This is a genomic window from Modicisalibacter ilicicola DSM 19980 (assembly GCF_900128925.1).
GTDB classification, from domain to species: domain Bacteria; phylum Pseudomonadota; class Gammaproteobacteria; order Pseudomonadales; family Halomonadaceae; genus Modicisalibacter; species Modicisalibacter ilicicola.
Map to the genome: position 1 here is coordinate 113097 of NZ_FQUJ01000003.1, position 16801 is coordinate 129897.

The 16801-nt window shown below is 63.6% G+C and carries 19 protein-coding genes; 1 reads left to right on the forward strand and 18 read right to left on the reverse strand.

The genetic code is table 11. The annotated features are described in order from the left end of the window. Positions 1-11: 11 nt before the first annotated feature. The 9 genes from BUA41_RS03095 to phaR form a co-directional block, all read right to left on the reverse strand. On the reverse strand, positions 12-830 hold the full coding sequence (locus BUA41_RS03095) for a carbohydrate ABC transporter permease (protein ID WP_072819667.1): 819 nt from the start codon (positions 828-830) through the stop codon (positions 12-14). Between the two features lie 18 nt (positions 831-848). Then, positions 849-1739, reverse strand: coding sequence for a carbohydrate ABC transporter permease (locus BUA41_RS03100; protein WP_072819669.1), 891 nt, complete (start codon positions 1737-1739; stop codon positions 849-851). Positions 1740-1810: 71 nt separating this feature from the next. Then, on the reverse strand, positions 1811-3121 hold the full coding sequence (locus tag BUA41_RS03105) for an ABC transporter substrate-binding protein (RefSeq protein WP_072819671.1): 1311 nt from the start codon (positions 3119-3121) through the stop codon (positions 1811-1813). Between the two features lie 131 nt (positions 3122-3252). Continuing rightward, positions 3253-4209, reverse strand: a complete 957-nt coding sequence (locus tag BUA41_RS03110; RefSeq protein WP_072819673.1) for a sugar-binding transcriptional regulator — start codon at positions 4207-4209, stop codon at positions 3253-3255. A 274-nt stretch (positions 4210-4483) separates the two neighbouring features. Then, positions 4484-4825: a histidine triad nucleotide-binding protein gene (locus BUA41_RS03115; protein WP_072819675.1), complete on the reverse strand. Its 342-nt coding sequence runs from the start codon at positions 4823-4825 to the stop codon at positions 4484-4486. Between the two features lie 178 nt (positions 4826-5003). Continuing rightward, positions 5004-5876 (reverse strand): phosphoribulokinase, encoded by an 873-nt coding sequence (locus BUA41_RS03120; protein ID WP_072819677.1) that lies wholly within the window; start codon positions 5874-5876, stop codon positions 5004-5006. Next, entirely contained in the window at positions 5876-6325 is a 450-nt protein-coding gene (locus BUA41_RS03125; protein WP_072819679.1) for an acyl-CoA thioesterase, read from the reverse strand. Before BUA41_RS03125 ends, BUA41_RS03120 begins: the two co-directional genes overlap by 1 nt. Before the next feature lie 50 nt (positions 6326-6375). Next, positions 6376-7662, reverse strand: a complete 1287-nt coding sequence (gene purD / locus BUA41_RS03130; protein WP_072819681.1) for a phosphoribosylamine--glycine ligase — start codon at positions 7660-7662, stop codon at positions 6376-6378. Then, positions 7659-8120: a polyhydroxyalkanoate synthesis repressor PhaR gene (gene phaR, locus BUA41_RS03135; RefSeq protein WP_072819683.1), complete on the reverse strand. Its 462-nt coding sequence runs from the start codon at positions 8118-8120 to the stop codon at positions 7659-7661. The genes purD and phaR overlap by 4 nt, the downstream gene beginning before the upstream one ends. A 134-nt stretch (positions 8121-8254) precedes the next feature. On the opposite strand from phaR, the gene BUA41_RS03140 reads away from it, so the two are divergent. Continuing rightward, a complete protein-coding gene (locus BUA41_RS03140; protein ID WP_072819685.1) occupies positions 8255-8968 on the forward strand; it encodes a 16S rRNA (uracil(1498)-N(3))-methyltransferase in 714 nt (237 codons plus the stop codon). Positions 8969-8985: 17 nt separating this feature from the next. Here BUA41_RS03140 and BUA41_RS03145 read toward each other — a convergent pair whose 3' ends face one another. From BUA41_RS03145 to BUA41_RS03185, 9 genes are all read right to left on the reverse strand, one after another. Beyond that, positions 8986-10287, reverse strand: coding sequence for a lytic murein transglycosylase (locus BUA41_RS03145; RefSeq protein ID WP_084671104.1), 1302 nt, complete (start codon positions 10285-10287; stop codon positions 8986-8988). Between the two features lie 35 nt (positions 10288-10322). Further along, positions 10323-10781, reverse strand: a complete 459-nt coding sequence (locus BUA41_RS03150) for a DUF3429 domain-containing protein (protein ID WP_072819689.1) — start codon at positions 10779-10781, stop codon at positions 10323-10325. A gap of 138 nt (positions 10782-10919) precedes the next feature. Next, positions 10920-11327 carry a monovalent cation/H(+) antiporter subunit G gene (mnhG, locus tag BUA41_RS03155; RefSeq protein WP_072819691.1) on the reverse strand — a complete coding sequence of 136 codons (408 nt, stop codon included), beginning with the start codon at positions 11325-11327 and terminating at the stop codon, positions 10920-10922. Beyond that, entirely contained in the window at positions 11320-11589 is a 270-nt protein-coding gene (locus BUA41_RS03160; RefSeq protein WP_139249045.1) for an MrpF/PhaF family protein, read from the reverse strand. The genes mnhG and BUA41_RS03160 overlap by 8 nt, the downstream gene beginning before the upstream one ends. 17 nt (positions 11590-11606) lie before the next feature. Continuing rightward, the gene (locus tag BUA41_RS03165) at positions 11607-12080 is read right to left on the reverse strand and encodes a Na+/H+ antiporter subunit E (RefSeq protein WP_072819693.1); all 474 of its coding nucleotides are present in this window, start codon (positions 12078-12080) and stop codon (positions 11607-11609) included. Continuing rightward, positions 12077-13594, reverse strand: a complete 1518-nt coding sequence (locus BUA41_RS03170) for a Na+/H+ antiporter subunit D (RefSeq protein ID WP_072819694.1) — start codon at positions 13592-13594, stop codon at positions 12077-12079. Before BUA41_RS03170 ends, BUA41_RS03165 begins: the two co-directional genes overlap by 4 nt. Beyond that, on the reverse strand, positions 13591-13938 hold the full coding sequence (locus BUA41_RS03175; protein WP_072819695.1) for a Na+/H+ antiporter subunit C: 348 nt from the start codon (positions 13936-13938) through the stop codon (positions 13591-13593). Before BUA41_RS03175 ends, BUA41_RS03170 begins: the two co-directional genes overlap by 4 nt. Before the next feature lie 9 nt (positions 13939-13947). Next, positions 13948-14382, reverse strand: coding sequence for a Na+/H+ antiporter subunit B (locus BUA41_RS03180; RefSeq protein WP_072819696.1), 435 nt, complete (start codon positions 14380-14382; stop codon positions 13948-13950). Further along, entirely contained in the window at positions 14375-16714 is a 2340-nt protein-coding gene (locus BUA41_RS03185; RefSeq protein WP_072819697.1) for a putative monovalent cation/H+ antiporter subunit A, read from the reverse strand. The genes BUA41_RS03180 and BUA41_RS03185 overlap by 8 nt, the downstream gene beginning before the upstream one ends. Positions 16715-16801: the final 87 nt, after the last annotated feature.

A 16801-nucleotide genomic window follows, 5' to 3' on the forward strand; every position in this document is an offset into this window, starting at 1 on the left:
TCTCGAAACCTCTATTTCACTGCACCGAAGGTCAGGCCACGCACCATCTGTTTCTGGGTCAACCAGCCGAACACCAGGATGGGGGCGATGGCCATGGTCGAGGCCGCGGAGAGCTTGGCCCAGAAGAGGCCTTCGGGGCTCGAGAAGGAGGCGATATAGGCGGTCAGCGGTGCCGCATCCGACGAGGTCAGATTGAGGCTCCAGAAGGCCTCGTTCCAGCTGAGGATGACTGCCAGCAGACCGGTGGAAGCGATTCCCGGCAGCGTCAACGGCAAAAGCAGGTGGCGTACCTCCTGGAAGGTGCTGGCGCCGTCCATGCGTCCCGCCTCGAGGATGTCCCGGGGCAGATCCTTGAAGAAGGTGTAGAGCATCCACACCACGATCGGCAGGTTCATCAGGGTATAGACGATGACCAGCCCGGTACGGGTGTCGAGCAGCCCGGCATCGCGGAACAGCAGGTAGATCGGCATCAGCACGCCGACCGGCGGCAGCATCTTGGTGGAGAGCATCCACAGCAAGGTGCCCTTGGTACGCGGGGTTGGCAGGAAGGCCATAGAGTAGGCCGACGGGATGGCGATCAGCAAGGCAAACAGGGTCGAGCCGAAGGCCACCACCACGCTGTTCAGGGCGAACTTGAGGTAGTCGGCGCGCGCGTGGACGGCGACATAGCTCTCGAAGGTCGGCGAGAAGAAGAGACTGGGATCGGCGATGGCCGCGGCTTCGGTCTTGAACCCGGTGAGCGCCATCCACAGGATGGGAAAGAAGATCACGAAGGCGATCGACCAGGCCAGCACCGCCAGCAAGAAACGCTTGTATCGAGGGGTCGTCATGAGAGGCTCCCGGCTGAACTAGCTTTCCAGGTTCTTGGCCACGAGTCGGACCAGGAAGATGGCAACGATATTGGCCAGGATGATGGCGATCACCCCGCCGGCGGAGGCGGTGCCGACATCGAAGTCGAGCAGTGCCTGGATGTAGATCAGATAGGCCAGGTTGGTGGTGGCCAGCCCCGGCCCCCCCGAGGTGGTGACGAAGATCTCGGCGAAGATGGTCAACAGGAAGATCATCTCGATCATGATCACCACGCTGATCGCCCGCTTGAGATGCGGCAGGGTGATGAAGAAGAACACCGCTATCGGGCCGGCCCCATCCATGCGCGCGGCTTCCACCTGATCGTCGTCCAGGGACTGGATGGCGGTGAGCAGGATCAGCAATGCGAAGGGAAGCCATTGCCAGGCGACGATAATGATGATCGAGGTCAGCGGCAGTGACGAGAACCAGTCCACCGCCGGCAGGCCGAACAGGTTGGCCAGCCAGGCCAGTACGCCATTGGCGGGATGCATCATCATGTTCTTCCACACCAGGGCGCTGACGGTGGGCATGACGAAGAACGGCGAAATGGCCAGCACTCGGGCCACGCCACGCCCCAGGAACTCCTGCTGGAAGAGCACCGCCAGCAGGGTGCCGCCGACCACGGTGATGATCAGCACCCAGCCGACCAGCAGCAGGGTGTTGCCCATGGCCGACCAGAGCGCCGGGTCGGTGAGCAGATATTCGTAGTTTTCCAGCCCGGCGAAACCGCTCATGCCGGGCATCAACAGGTTGTAGCGCTGGAACGAGAACCACAGGGTCATGCCCAATGGCACCAGCATCCACAGCAACAGCAGGGTGACGGCGGGCGCCTGCAGCGACAGGGAGCGCAGCCCACCGACAGTACGTCCGTAAACTCTTGTCTTGTTCATGAGATTTCCCGCGAGACATTGGGAACTTCAGGGGGCCGGGGGGTCCCCCGGCCCAGGGGTACGCAGGCTACTCAGTCGAGATAGCCGGCACGCTGCATGGTCCGCTTGGTAGAACGCTGGGCAGCCTGAAGGGCCTGCTCGACGGTGCGCTCACCGGTCAGTGCGGCGGCAATCATCTGGCCGACCTGGGTGCCGATGGACTGGAACTCGGGAATGCCGACGAACTGCACCCCGACATAGGGGCTGGGCTCAAGCGTCGAATCGGTGGGGTCAGCACTTTGCATGGCCTCGAGCACGAAACCCGCGAAAGGTGCCGCCTGCTGATAGTTCTCGTTGGCGTAGGTGGACTCGCGAGTTCCCGGCGGCACGCTGGTCCAGCCCTTCTGTTCGCCGACCAGTTCGATGTACTCCTGGGAAGTTGCCCAGGTGATGAACTCCTTGGCGGCCGCCTTGGAATCAGAAGAGGCTGGAATCGCCAAGGCCCAGGACCACAGCCAGTGCGAGCCTTTAGGGGTTTCGGCGATGGGTGCCGGCGCAAAGCCTAGCTTATCGGCCACTTGCGATTCGCCGGTATCGTAGAGCTTGCCCGCCGCCGAAGTAGCATCGACCCACATGGCGCAGTTGCCGCGGGAAAACAGCGCCAAGTTCTCGTTGAAGCCGTTGGAACTGGCCCCCGGAGGGCCGTACTCGTTGAGCAGGTCGACGTAGAAGCTGACAGCTTCTTGCCAAGCCGCGGCGTCGAGTTGTGGGTTCCACTGCATGTCGAACCAGCGCCCCCCGAAAGTGTTCACCATGGTGGACACGAGCGCCATGTTTTCGCCCCAGCCTGGCTTGCCGCGCAGACAGATGCCGTAGGTCTCTTCCCCGGGATTGTGGAGTTGGCTGGCCCAGTCACGCACCTCTTCCCAGGTGGGTTGCTCGGGAACCTCGATCCCAGCCTGATCGAACATATCCTGGCGGTAGTACATCATCGAACTTTCACCGTAGAACGGCAGCGCATGCAGGGTGCCGTCCTGACTCAGGCCGTCCCGTACCGATGTGAGCAGATCGTCTACCTGGTACTCCTCGGGCAAGTCATTGAGGGGAGCCAGCCAATCGCGCTCGGCCCAGATCGGCACCTCGTAGGTGCCAATGGTCATGACATCGAACTGACCGCCCTTGGTGGCGATGTCCGTGGTCATGCGCTGGCGCAGGACATTCTCTTCGAGGACGACCCAGTCCAGCGTGATATCGGGATGTGCCTTTTCAAATGCATCGGTCAGGCTCTGCATGATGACCATGTCATTGTTGTTGACCGTGGCCACGGTGATGGTCTCGGCATTCGCGGCACCGGCGCCGAGGGCGGCGATACCCGCGACGGGGAGAGTGCGGGAGAGCTTCATGACGGGCTCCTTTGGGGCGTTTTGGCGTTGTTGTCGACCGCTTGTGATCAATTTACTCTCTAGATGATCAAATGATCGACCCGAATCCCAAAAAAAGCAAAGCCTGACGTGTTAGACATTAGGCCAATTAATTAGAAGTTCTCGGATTCTGTGATATAACGCGCGGCACTCTCGTCGGTGACCAGTCCCTTGAGCCAGCCGCCCCGCAGCGCCGCCAGAATGGCGGGGCCCTTGTCACGCCCCGCGGCCAAGGCCACCAGCGACTGGCCGCGCAGCATCCCGAGCGGCAGGCTGGTGACCCGGCGGGTGATGGAACAGTCGATCACCTCGCCGGCCTGGTTCATCGGCCAGCCCAGCAACTCCCCCACCGCATCGAGACCCAGCAGTTCCTCGAGCTCCATCTCGCTGATGAAGTGATCCTGGAACAGGGTGGCCCGTCGGTCGATGCGCCCTACGCCGACGAATGCCGCCTCGGCCTGCCTGGCCACTTCGGCGACGGCCTGGAACAGCCGTTGCCCCTGCAGCGCCTGCTTTTCCTCCAGCGAGCTGGCCACCACCGGTGCCGGCAACAGGAAGCGTTCGGCGCCGGTCTTGTCGGCCAGCACCATGACGCCGTCGTAACGGTTCGAGGAGCCATCCCGGGCCACGTTGCCGACCAGCGACACGAAGCGATGCTGGGGCCGGTCGATTCGGCTCAACGCCTCCACCATGGCGCGTATCGCACGACCGGTCCCCAGTGACAGGGTCAGCGGATCGCTGCGATCCAGATAGCGGGCCAGCCGCTCGGCGCCGGCCACCGCCAGGTAATGCACGTCGCCGTCGCCGGCATCGGGGTCGGCCGGCACGACATCGCAGAAGTCCAGCCCGAAACGTTGCACGATGGCCTCCGACATCACCATGCAATTGGCGAGCGGGTGATCGATATGCACCTTGACCAGACCTTCCTGACGCGCCAGGGCCAGCAGGCGTTGCACGCCGGGGCGCGAGACCCCCAGCTGGCTGGCGATCTCGTCCTGGGTACGCCCACCGACATAGGAAAGCCAGGCCGCCCTGGCGGCCTGGTCCAGTTTCAATTCGAACTTGTCCACGTGCTGCGATCACTCCTGGCTGCCACGATGTCTGTCGAGACTATAAAAATCACGTGCGCCGATAAAGCGCCGGGCAGACATCTTGCCTGGACCCAGGAACCCTCCCGGGGCACGCGACCAGTACGGGGGCAGCGACAGAACGAAGAAGAGAACCGAAGTGGCGAAGGGAGGGCCGCTCCCGGAGATATCGACCGGAAACGGCCCCGTATGCACTGATGGTGGCGTGCACTTGCGCTGGATGCGCCTCATGCGAGGTGAGGCCGCGATCTGCCGACTATCCCGCCGGCCAGGAGAAGCGACGGCCGCCCATCAGATGCATGTGTATATGATAGACGCTTTGACCGCCATGTTCATTGCAATTCATCACCACCCGGTAGCCCTCCTCGGCGAAGCCGAACTGCCTGGCCAGTTCGGCGGCGGTGCGGTGCAGACGCCCCATCAGCGCCAGATCCTCCTCCCCGACGTCGTTGAGCGTGGCGATATGCTTCTTGGGAATGATCAGCACATGGGTCGGTGCCTGGGGATTGATGTCGTTGAAGGCGAGCACCTGCTCGTCTTCAAAGACCACATCCGGCTCGATCTCGCGCTCGATCATCTTGCAGAACAGACATTCCATGACAATGCTCCTTGCAGTTTCCATGTTTTAAACCAAGGAATCGCTGAATAAATCGCCGAACGAGATGAAGCGCGAGGCGCACGGAGCGCAAAAAACGAGACATAACTGATGTTAGGCGAGTTTTTTAGCACCGCGCAACGAAGCGATTCGCTCGTGCAGGCATTTACACAATGGTTCCTTAGCGAAAGCGCCGCTGGCTTAGCAGATGCCGCATCACCGGCGCCAGAATCAACTCCATCGCCAGGGACAGCCGCGCCCCGGGCACCACCAAGGTATGCGGTCGGCTCATGAAGGCATCCTGGATCATCGTCAGCAAGTAGGGGAAGTCCACCGTCGAAGGATCACGGAAACGGATCACCACGAAGGACTCGGCATCGGTGGGAATATCCTGCACCTCGAAGGGGTTGGAGGTGTCCACCGTCGGCACGCGCTGGAAGTTGATGTGGGTACGCGAGAACTGTGGCTGGATGTAGCGTACGTAGTCGCGCATGCGCCCGACGATGGTATCGATCACCGCCTCCTGGGAATAGCCGCGCAGCTTGGTATCACGATCGATCTTCTGGATCCACTCCAGGTTCATGGTCGGCGCCACCCCGACCAGCAGGTCCACGTGTCGAGCGATGTCATGATCGCTGGTGACCAGGCCGCCGTGCAGGCCCTCGTAGAACAGCAGGTCCGTGCCGCAGGGCAGCGCCTGCCAATCGGTGAAGGTACCGACCTTGTGACCGGCCTCGATCATCTGCTTGTCTTCGGCGTGGATGTAGTGACGGTAGGTCCCGCTGCCGTGTTCGCCGTACTCCTGGAACAGTGCCTCGAGGCGATCGAGCAGATTGGCTTCGACGGCGAAATGCGACAGCTCGTCCTTGCGTTCCGGCTCCTCGCGAAAGACCCGGGTAAGCTCTTCCTTGGTGTAGCGATGAAAGGCGTCACCGTCGACGAAGGCGGCATGCACGTCCTCCCGGGCGAACATGCGCTCGAAGGTGCGGCGCACCGTGGTCGTGCCGGCACCGGACGAACCGGTGACGGCCAGCACCGGATACTCCCGCGACATCAGTCGCTCCCCTGCTGTCGGGAGGCGTCCAGGGCCTCGTTCACGGCATCGGGCACCGCCACCGGCCTGCCCGTGGCGGGGTCGAGCAGCACCAGGTTCATGCGTGCCACGGCAATGGTCCGCTCATCCGTCGGGCGATGCAGACGCTGATAGACGGAAAGACCACGACCCTGGGAGCGAGGGATCGCCGTCTCGGCTTCCAGGGTGTCGGGCCACTTGGCCTCGCCGCGATACTGTACCGCCAGGTCGGCCACCACGCTGGTGTGGCCGGCCACGTCCCACTCGCGAAAGCCGAGTGCCACGAAGGCCTGGGCCCGTGCCTCGTGCAGCAGGCCGAGCAGGGCATCATGCCCGAGGTGACGGCCATAGTTCATGTCGCCGATACGCACCGAGAGCGGGTATCGATGCACGACATCCCCCCCGGGAAATTCCAGCTGTACGCGCTCCATGGCAACCCTCATGTTCAGGAGACTCAGCGAAACGATCGAAACTACCCGGATCAACGTTCCCGGGCAATTGCACGATAGGCGATATCGCGACGGTAGTGGGCGCCTTCCCAATCGATCGCCGAGACACCGTCATAGGCACGGTCACGTGCCCTGGAGACGCGCTCACCGAGGGCAGTCACGCACAGCACACGGCCGCCGCTGGTGACGACCCGGCCTTGCGCATCCAGGCGGGTGCCGGCGTGGAAGACCCGGCAACCGCAGGCCTCGGCGCCTTCGAAACCGCTGATCGCATCCCCCTGGCGGTACTCGCCGGGATAGCCCTCGGCGGCCATGACCACCCCCACGGCGGCACGGGAATCCCACTCGCAGGCCTGCTCGTCGAGGCGTCCCTCGACGCCGGCCAGGCAGAGCCGGACCAGATCGCTCTTCAAGCGCATCAGGATGGGCTGGGTCTCCGGATCGCCGAACCGGCAATTGTACTCGATGACCCTGGGCGCCCCCTGGGCATCGATCATCAAACCGGCATAGAGGAACCCCGTGTAGGGATGGCCCTCCTCGGCCATGCCCCGCACCGTGGGCAGGATCACCTCGTCGAGGATGCGCTGGTGGACCGCCTCGGTGACCACCGGGGCCGGGGAATAGGCGCCCATGCCGCCGGTATTGGGACCGCTGTCGCCATCCCCCGCGCGCTTGTGATCCTGGCTGGTGGCCATGGGCAGGATGTGCCGGCCATCGACCATGACGATGAAGCTGGCCTCCTCCCCCTCGAGGAACTCCTCGATCACTACCCGTGCCCCGGCATCACCGAAGGCGTTGGCCTCGAGCATGTCGCGCACCGCCGCCTCGGCCTCGACCTCGGTCATGGCGACCACCACCCCCTTGCCCGCCGCCAGGCCATCGGCCTTGATGACGATGGGCGCCCCCTTGTCGGCCAGATACTCCAGGGCTGGATCGACCTCGGTGAAGGTGGCGTACCGAGCGGAGGGGATCTCGTGGCGAGCGAGGAAGTCCTTGGTGAAGGCCTTGGATCCCTCAAGCTGCGCCGCCGCCTGGGTGGGGCCGAATATCTTCAGCCCGGCCGCCCGAAATCGATCGACGATGCCGGCTACCAGCGGCGCTTCGGGGCCGACGATGGTCAGCTCGATGCCATTGTGTCGAGCGAACGCCTCCAGGCCCTCGAGATCATCGGCGGCGATATCGACGTTGGTCAGCTTGGATTCACGGGCGGTACCGGCGTTGCCCGGCGCCACGAAGACGCTCTCTACCCGGGAGGATTGCGCCGCCTTCCAGGCCAGCGCGTGCTCGCGACCGCCGCCACCGATGATCAGCACCTTCATCGCTCGTCCTCATCGGCGTCGTCTTCCTTCTGCTGCGCCTTGTTGATGGTCTTCTGCCAGAAGCGCATGTTCTCTTCGGTCATCTCGCGCATCAGCTCCATGGGAGAGTTGCGCATGGCCTGCTGCCACTGGTCCTGCAGACGTTTCTGCTGTTCCAGCATGAGCTGGGTACCCTGTTCGAGATAGCGTGCCAGCGGCAGGGGCTGGGCCATGGCGTAGACCCGAATCAGTTGCTGCAGAAGATCGTTGGAGAAGACCTCGGCCTCGCCGTCGGCCTGCTCCTGCTCGATGATGATCGAGAGCAGGATGGTGCGGGTCAGGTCTTCGCCGGTCTTGGCATCCTCGACACGAAACGGCTCCTCGTCGAGGATCAGGCGCCGCAGATCCTCGAGAGTGACATAGCGACTCTGTTGGGTGTCGTAGAGTCGACGATTGGCATACTTGCGGATCACACGCACGGCGCGCCCCCTTGTTCTATTAATCGTGCTTCACATTGTGCATCGCACTATCCCACTTGGAAACCACACGGCTTGCCAGGCCCGAACGCATGACGCTTAATTCGATCCAGGCCATTCCGCTCAAGAGGAGCATCATGAACCTGATCCTGCTCGACCTCGCCGATATCGACGCAGACGGCTACGCCTGGGTACGTGACCCTCGACGAGTACGCCATCTGCATGAGGTGCATGGTGTCGCCTCGGGTGACGAGCTGACCCTGGGCATCCTGGGGGGTGCGATCGGTCGAGGGCGACTGATCAGCCTGGGTGAGCACGAGGCCTGCTTCGAGGTGATTCGGCTGGAGCTGTCGCCGCCCGCACCGCTGCCGGTTCATCTGGTGCTGGCCCTGCCGCGCCCGCGCATGCTGGCGCGCTCGCTGGAGCATGTGACCGCCCTGGGGGTCAAGCATATCACGCTATTGCATACACGCCGCGTGGAGAAGAGCTACTGGCAGTCGCCGGAGCTGGCCCCCGGGCGGATCCGTGACCACCTCTGGCTGGGCCTGGAGCAGGCCCGGGACACCGTGCTGCCCGAGGTGACCCTGGAAAGGCGCTTCAAACCCTTTGTCGAGGACCGTCTTCCGGAGTTGCTGCAAGGCCGGCGTGGCCTCTTTGCCCACCCCGGCATGCCCTCGGCCTGCCCCCGGGGCATCGGCGACGACACCCTGCTGCTGGTGGGCCCAGAAGGCGGGTTCATACCCTATGAGGTGGAACGCCTGCTGGACGCCGGTTGCCAGGGAGTGCACCTGGGCGAGCGCATCCTGCGCGTCGAAACCGCGGTGACCGCACTGCTTGCCAGGCTCTTCTAGGGCTCTCCCGGGCCGGATCAACCCTCGCCGCGCAGCCGCCGCAGGAGCTCGAGGGTCGCAAAACCATCCGGGATCCTGCCCAGGCGGCGCTGGTACTCGCGAATTCCGGCACGGGTGTTGGGGCCGAGGATACCGTCGGGCTCGCCGACCTCCATGCCGCGCTCGTTGAGCAGCCGCTGCAATTCCTCGATCTGAGCACGGGACAGGGCCGGTTCGCCGCGTGGCCATTCGGCCTGAATAGCGGGCTCCCCGGCGATCCGGTCCGCCAGCAGCCCCACCGCCAGGGCGTAGCTGGTGGAGGCGTTGTAGCGCATGATGACGCGGAAGTTGTGCCCCACCAGGAACGCCGGCCCTTGCGCCCCGGCCGGGGCGATGACCGAGGCGTCGGCCAGTGTCGGCAGCTCGTCGCCGCTTGCCGGCGTCACCCCCTGGGCCGCCCAGTCCCGGCTCGACCGGCGGTTGGCGAGTTCGGTCTGGGCATAGTCGAACCCCTCGGGCAAGCGCACCTCCAACCCCCAGGGCTCGCCCTCGCGCCAGCCCGCTTCGTCGAGGTAATGGGCGGTAGACGCCATGACATCGGCGATGCTGCCCCAGATGTCGCGTCGCCCATCACCGTCGGCATCCCGGGCATAGGCCTCGAAACTCGATGGCAGGAACTGGGTGTGGCCCATGGCCCCGGCCCAGGAGCCTTGCATGCGCTCGCGGTCGATGTCACCGCTCTGGAGGATGCGCAGGGCTGCCATCAGCTCGCCCTGGGCAAACGCGGGGCGCCGCCCGTCGTAGCCCAGGGTGGCCAGCGCATCGATGGTCGAGAAACTGCCGAAGTTACTGCCGTAATTGCTTTCGATACCCCAGATGGCGACAAGTATGTTGCCAGGTACGCCATAGCGCTCGCTGGCGGCGTCGATGGCCGAACGATGCTCGGCAAGCCGCACCCGGCCCCGCTCGATTCGGGACTCGGATACCGCGCTGTCGAGATACGCCCATACCCGGCGGCTGAACTCCGGCTGGCTGCGGTCCAGCTCGATGATCCGCGGCTGGTAGCTGACCGGATCGAAGGCGGCAGCCAGGGTCGCGGCATCGATGCCCTCGGCGCGGGCCTGGCGCTCGAAGTCGGCGACCCAGTCAGCGAATCCGGCCTTCTCGGGCCTCGCCGGGCCATCGACGCTGGTATCGTCACCGCCTTGCCTGGTGTCGTTGGTGGCCGCCGGGGCCGCATCGGCGGCATTCGTGGTCGCATTGGCGCTCGACTGGCAACCGCTCACCGAGAGCAGCAGGGCCAGGGTAGCCGGGAAAAGGAGGGGGAGACGGCAATTCATGAGGCATCCTTGCATGAGATCAGCGGAGATTTTCGTCAGTTCATCAGGGTCAAGCGCGCCAGGACCGCGAGGTGACAGAGGACGACGATGGCCGTCAGCAGGCTGCGCAGGCGCTGGTACCAGGCAGGCAGGCTTGCCGCCACGCTGCGCTGGCGCTCGTAGAGACGCACCAGCAGAAAGCCGATCATCAGCACCAGCGCGGCATCGTCATAATCGAGCAGCAACGCCGGCCAGGCCAGCAGGCTCGGAACCATGCTCAACAGCAGACGGTCCTTGAAGCCCCGCGTGTCGGAGACTTCCTGCCCCATCGCCACGCCCCAGTGAATGCCGCCGAGAAACGACAGGATGACCGCGCTATAGAAGATGAAGGCCTTGATCGCCAGGGCCTGCCAAAGTACCGGCGCCACGAAGACGATGATGGCGCCGGCCAGGAAAGGGACCAGTCCGGCGATACCCAGGAGGAACGGCAGGCGTGGGGGGCCGATAGCAAACATTGGGCCTCGGTCGTTGTGATGGTTGGTGAAGGATGAACAAGTAGCGCTCAAGACAATCTCAGAAAGTATTTACGAATGACTGCTTTCGCCTTGCCTGACCCGTCGCTCGTGACTTTTGCAAACACCCTCTCGACCAGCCTAGCCGGAATCACGGTGGCGGGGCGAGCCCGTCGGATCGTCATCCCCAGGCGCCAGACGGCTTTCCAGCTGGTGGGTGTCGGGGTTGTAGTTGGGCTTGAGCTCGTCCTTGACTGTGCCGCTCCATAGCTGCGCGCCGACGAAGTAGCCCGCCCGGCCGATCACATGAGCCGCCACCGGTGCGGTGATCATGATGAAGATAATCACGCCGAAAGCCCGGGCGACCACCACCGCCTGGGCAAAGTGCAGCGCCACCGCCAGCATGATCAAGGCGGCTCCTAGCGTCGCAGCCTTGGTGGTTGCGTGCATGCGGGTCAAGAGATCAGGCAGACGCAAGACGCCTAGCGCCGCCACGAACATGAAGAACGTTCCCGCCAGTATCAGACCGCCCTTGAGCCACTCAATCATCACGTTGCCCCCCACGCTCGAGAAAACGAGCAAAACCGATGGTCGCCATGAACGCCATCAGCGCCATGACGATGGACACGTCAAGCAGGCTAGGCACGTCGGTGGCGATGGCGATCACGCCAATGAAACCTACCAGGATCGATGAAAAAAGCTCCAGGGCCACCACCCGATCCGGCAGGCTGGGCCCGCGAAACAGGCGGACAAAGGCCAGGCACAGCGCCAGCGCCATTACCGCCAGGCTCAGCAGGATCACGATCGACACAGGGTTACCTCCTTGCATCAATGGAACAGTTCCAGCGCACGGTGTTCCAGTTTCGCCAAGCTTCGTCTGACCTCTGCCTCGTCATGCAAGAACATGGCATGGATATAGAGCACGCGCCGATCATCGGAGACGTCCAGGCTCAGCGTGCCCGGGGTCAACGAGATCAGGTTGGCGACAAAGGTGATCTCGAACTCGGTCTGAGCCTTCAGGGGCATGGCGATCACCCCAGGCTTCATATGCCAAGGCGGGGTAACGATGTCGTAGGAGACCTGGAAGTTCGCCATTACCAACTCCTTGATGAAAAAGCCGATAAAGCGAATCACGAGCGGCAGCCGCTGGGCATACCCGTCAAGCACCGGCACCTGAGACTGAATCAGCGCCAACGCCAGGTAACCAAAGAACAGCCCCGCGAGCAAGTTGCGACCGCTGAAGTCGCCGGTGAGCACGATCCAGGCAAAACCCAGTAGCAGGTTGCAGGCGGCCCCGATCATGGTGTCTTCTCCTGTGTGTCGCCGAGCACGGCCTCGATATAGCGATCGGGATCCAGCAGCTGACCGGCGGAGGCCTCGGCCAGGGCGTAGAGGGGCTCGGCGTTGAGGCCGATGAACAAGGTGCACATCCCCAGCGCGACCACTGGCGCCAACATCAGCCACATCTCCTTGGAGCCGACCGATGGCGGGGGATCAACGTCGGCCTCCGAGGGCGTCGCCTTCCAGAACACTTCGGCCCAGATCTTGATCATCGAGTAGAGGGTCAGAAGCCCGACCAGCAAGGCGATAAAGGTCACCCCGTAGGCTCCGGCCTCGAGGCCGGCACGGATCACGAGAAACTTGGCGAAGAACCCGGAGAGTGGCGGCATGCCGGCCAGGGACAGCGCCGGAATCAGGAACAGCACCGCAAGCCAGGGATGGCTTTGATAAAGGCCACCCAGGGACTTGAGCTCATAGGTGCCCCGCAGCCGCTGAACGATGCCACTGATCAGGAAGAGATTCGTCTTCACGATGATGTGGTGCGCGATATAGAAGACGCCACCGACCAGCGCCAGCGGGGTGAACAGCGCCAGCCCCAGAATCATGTAGCCGATTTGGCTGACGATGTGAAACGACAGGATGCGACGGAACTCGTACTGCGCCGCCGCCCCCAGCACCCCGGAGAGCATGGTCAAGCCCGCCCCCCACAGCAGGATCTCATGGGTATAGCCAGGACTCTGGTTGAAGATCAGGGTGAACACCCGGAACAATGCATAGACACCGACCTTGGTCAGCAGGCCGGCGAACAGCGCCGAAACCGCCACCGGAGCGGTATGGTAGGAGGCCGGCAGCCAGAAGAACAGCGGAAAGGCCGCGGCCTTGATGCCGAAGGCCACCATGAACATCATCGCCAGGACGTCGATCATGCCATCGTCTTCCAGTGTCGCCAGACGAAAAGCGATGTCGGCCATGTTGAGCGTGCCCACCATGCCATAGAGCAGGCCTACCGCAACCAGAAAGACCACCGAGGAGATCAGGTTGAGGGTGACGTATTTGATCGCCCCTTCCATCTGCGCCTTCTCGCTGCCCAGGATCAGCAGCGCAAAGGACGCCACCAGCATCACTTCGAACCAGACATAGAGATTGAAGATATCGCCGGTTAAAAAGGCCCCGGCAACGCCGGCCAGCAGCAGGTGCATCAGCGGGAAGTAGCCGTAAGTCTCGTGGCTGCGTTTCACCGACCCCAGTGAGAAGAGCGCCACGGCAAAACCGATGATCCCGGTGAGTACCACCATGGTCGCCCCCAGCAGATCGGCGACCAGGCTGATGCCGAAGGGGGCCGGCCAGCCCCCCATGTTCATCACCAGAATGCCGTCACGGTTGACCGTGGTCAGCAGCCACAGAGCGGTCAACAGCAGGCCGGCCGTGCCGGCCACGGCGATGAAACGCTGCATGCTCCGGGAGCGCCAGAACACCAGCGATATGGCCCCTGCCAGCAAGGGTATGAGAATGGGCAGCGCAATCTGCGGATTCAAGTATCGGTATCCTTCATCCTGTCCAAGTCATCGGCGCGCACGATCTCCCAGGCCCGGCGCACCAGCACCACGGCGAAGGACAGCACGCCGAAGGCAATGACGATGGCGGTGAGCACCAGCGCCTGGGGTAGCGGGTCGGCCACGGCGCCGGCGGGGGCCGTCATGCCTTTCGGGACCAGCGGCGGAGCACCACGCACCATGCCTGCCGTGGCGAAGATCAACAGATTGGCGGCGTTCGAGAGCAGCATCAACCCGATCACCAGCTTGACGATTGAGCGCCGCAGCATCATGTAGATCGCGGCGGCAAAGAGAATGCCGATTGCGACGGCCATCAAGGGTTCCATGGCAGCTCCTCAGCTTTCATCGTCATGTTGATCGGTCTTGACCAGCGCGGTGATCGCCATGAGCACCGAACCCACCACCACCAGATAGACGCCGATATCGAAGATCAGCGGCGTCGAGGCCTTGAAGTCGATCACCGGAATGGTCCACCACTGAGCGGTGAAGAAGGGCTCGCCGTTCCACCAGGCCGGCAGCGTCGAAAGCACGCCGAACAACAGCCCCATGCCGACCAGGTCGCGAGGCGACACCTTGAGCATCTCGCTCATGGCACGACGACCATGGGCGAAGAGATAGAGTGTGAAGGCCGCCGCGGCCACGAGCCCGGCGATGAAACCGCCGCCCGGCTCGTCATGGCCACGCAGCAGCAGAAACAGCGAGAACAGCAATTGCAGCGGCAGCAGCAGTCGCGCCGCGACATTGAGGATCAGGGTACCCGTTCTAGTCATCGTCGTTCTTCCTCGGCGACGGCTGAGTCCATTGCGAACTGGCATGAAACCGCATCATGGCATAGACCCCGATGGCCGCCAGCGCCAGTACGAACACCTCCCCCAAGGTGTCCAACGCCCGGAAGTCGACCAGGATGACGTTGACGATGTTATGACCATGGCCCAGCGGCTGGCTGTTGGCGATCATGTAGTCCGAAATCCGTGGCAGGCGTTCGCCGGCAAGCACCGAGAGCATGAGCAGGGTGATCAGGCCACCGGTGAGGCTCGCCACCACGAGATCCCGCAGCCGCTCGCCGGGGGTGGACAGGGTGGCGAAATGTGGCAGCCGGAACAGCACCAACACCAGCAGGATCACCGTCAAGGTTTCTACCAGCAACTGGGTGATGGCCAGGTCCGGGGCGCTGAACAGCACGAAGGTCAGGGCGATGGAAAACCCCATGACGCCCACAGCGGCCACGGCGGCCAGACGCGAGCGCATCACACAGGCCGAGACGCCACCGGCGACCATCAGACCGACGACGATCGCCTCGTGAAGATAGACCGAGAGCACCAGATCGAACTCAGGGGCATGCCGAAAGAAGAGGGCATGCCCGACCAGTCCCACCAGCACCAGCAGTGTCATCACCAGATAGTTACGTATATAACCATTCTGCAGCATCCGGGTCTGCCAGTAGGCGAATGCCACCATGCCGGCCATGAGCGCGTCGTAGCCGGCTTCGGGGCCGCGCTTCATTAGCGGGTCGAGACGCGCCAGCCAGGTCCGCAGGGTGTCCCAGTGACGATAGACCAGCAAGCCCAGCAATAGACTCACGAAGGTCAGCAGCAAGGGCAGGTTGAAGCCATGCCACAGCGCCAGATGCACCTCGGCGGCGCCCCCCTCCCCGCCTTCTAGCGCGATGCCCGCCACGGTGACACTCGCCAGTGAGTCGAGCAGGCCCGGCATCAGGCCGAACAGCAGTGACAGCACGGCCAGTACCGCGGGCCCCGCGAGCATGGCGCGCGGGGGCTCATGGGGCGTCGAAGGTGTTTCTTGGCGGCGGCCGAAGAAGGGCCGCAGGGCAACGATGGCGGCCGCCGCCAGGGTCAGGATCGCGGCCACCAGCGCCAGCGCCAGCAGCAGAGGCCGCCAGTCTACGGCCTCGAGCACCGCAGCCAACATCAGCTCCTTGCCGACGAACCCCAGTAGCGGCGGCAGACCCGCCAGCGACAGGGCGGCAAGACCCGCCACGACCGCCGTAAGCGGCATCACCTGGCGCAGCCCCCCCATGGCGGTGACATCCTTGGTGCCGGTCTCATGATCGAGAATGCCCGCCACCATGAACAGCGCGCCCTTGTAGAACGAGTGGCCCACCAGGAAGGCCACGAAGGCGATCAGGGCTTTCTGGGTGCCGACGCCCAGCAACATGGTCAGGGTCCCCAGCGCCATCACCGTGGAGTAGGCCAGCAGCTTCTTGATACTGGTGTGATGAATCGCCAGAAAGGCGCCGGTGACCATGGTCAGGGCTCCCACCAGAGACAGGGTGATCACCCAGCCATCGGTGCCCCCCAGCGCCGGATGCAGCCGGGCGAGCAGGTAGATCCCCGCCTTGACCATGGTCGCCGAGTGCAGATAGGCAGAGACCGGGGTGGGGGCGGCCATGGCGTTGGGCAGCCAGAAATGAAAGGGAAATTGCGCCGACTTGGTGAAGGCGCCGATCAGCAGGCAGATCAGCATCGGGGTATAGAGCGCATGATCACGCAGCACCTCGCCACGCTGTACCAGCTCGTAAAGCGACCAGCTGTCGCCGGCCATCGCCAGCATGACCAATCCGGCCATTAGCGCCAGGCCGCCTCCCGCAGTGACAAACAGCCCCTGGAGGGCCGCCTTGCGGGAATCCGGGTCGGTATGATTGAAGCCGATCAGCAGGTAGGAGGTGAGGCTGGTGAGCTCCCAGAACACAAACAGCGTCACCAGATTGTCGGCCAGCACCAGGCCGAGCATCGACATCATGAAGGCCGTGATCACCACCAGAAAGCTCGGCAGGTCGCGATGGCCGCGCAAGTACTCTCCCGAGTAGATCAGCACCAGGGCACCGATCACCGTGATCAGCATGGCGAACAACCAGGAAAGGCCGTCGATCAGGAAGGTCAGGGTAATATCGAGCCCTGGCACCCAGGCCCATTCCAGCAGAAGGGTCTCGCCGGATGTAACGTTTGGCCACAGCCCCATCAGCCAGGCCGCCAGGAAAGCCGGCAGCAGGGCCATCACCAGCGGCGTGCGAGCCCCAAACCACCGATGCAGCAGCGGGGCAAATCCGGCCACCACGAAACCACTCAGCAAGGCAAGTTGCATTCGGCGCTCCTCTCTCTTGGCGCGGTCGCGGCGCTGACGCTCTTCGCCCCAGATCGACCCATCAACTCTACAGAGACAAGTTCTTGA

Excerpts from the sequence above, each read along its gene's own strand:
- BUA41_RS03165 (WP_072819693.1), bottom strand. The coding sequence starts at position 12,080 with ATGATCGGGGCCGCCTGCAACCTGCTACTGGGTTTTGCCTGGATCGTG.
- BUA41_RS03185 (WP_072819697.1), bottom strand. The coding sequence starts at position 16,714 with ATGCAACTTGCCTTGCTGAGTGGTTTCGTGGTGGCCGGATTTGCCCCG.
- BUA41_RS03125 (WP_072819679.1), bottom strand. The coding sequence starts at position 6,325 with ATGGAGCGCGTACAGCTGGAATTTCCCGGGGGGGATGTCGTGCATCGA.
- BUA41_RS03175 (WP_072819695.1), bottom strand. The coding sequence starts at position 13,938 with ATGGAACCCTTGATGGCCGTCGCAATCGGCATTCTCTTTGCCGCCGCG.
- BUA41_RS03150 (WP_072819689.1), bottom strand. The coding sequence starts at position 10,781 with ATGTTTGCTATCGGCCCCCCACGCCTGCCGTTCCTCCTGGGTATCGCC.
- mnhG (WP_072819691.1), bottom strand. The coding sequence starts at position 11,327 with ATGATTGAGTGGCTCAAGGGCGGTCTGATACTGGCGGGAACGTTCTTC.
- BUA41_RS03145 (WP_084671104.1), bottom strand. The coding sequence starts at position 10,287 with ATGAATTGCCGTCTCCCCCTCCTTTTCCCGGCTACCCTGGCCCTGCTG.
- BUA41_RS03140 (WP_072819685.1), top strand. The coding sequence starts at position 8,255 with ATGAACCTGATCCTGCTCGACCTCGCCGATATCGACGCAGACGGCTAC.
- purD (WP_072819681.1), bottom strand. The coding sequence starts at position 7,662 with ATGAAGGTGCTGATCATCGGTGGCGGCGGTCGCGAGCACGCGCTGGCC.
- BUA41_RS03115 (WP_072819675.1), bottom strand. The coding sequence starts at position 4,825 with ATGGAATGTCTGTTCTGCAAGATGATCGAGCGCGAGATCGAGCCGGAT.
- BUA41_RS03105 (WP_072819671.1), bottom strand. The coding sequence starts at position 3,121 with ATGAAGCTCTCCCGCACTCTCCCCGTCGCGGGTATCGCCGCCCTCGGC.
- BUA41_RS03180 (WP_072819696.1), bottom strand. The coding sequence starts at position 14,382 with ATGACTAGAACGGGTACCCTGATCCTCAATGTCGCGGCGCGACTGCTG.
- BUA41_RS03095 (WP_072819667.1), bottom strand. The coding sequence starts at position 830 with ATGACGACCCCTCGATACAAGCGTTTCTTGCTGGCGGTGCTGGCCTGG.
- BUA41_RS03100 (WP_072819669.1), bottom strand. The coding sequence starts at position 1,739 with ATGAACAAGACAAGAGTTTACGGACGTACTGTCGGTGGGCTGCGCTCC.
- BUA41_RS03120 (WP_072819677.1), bottom strand. The coding sequence starts at position 5,876 with ATGTCGCGGGAGTATCCGGTGCTGGCCGTCACCGGTTCGTCCGGTGCC.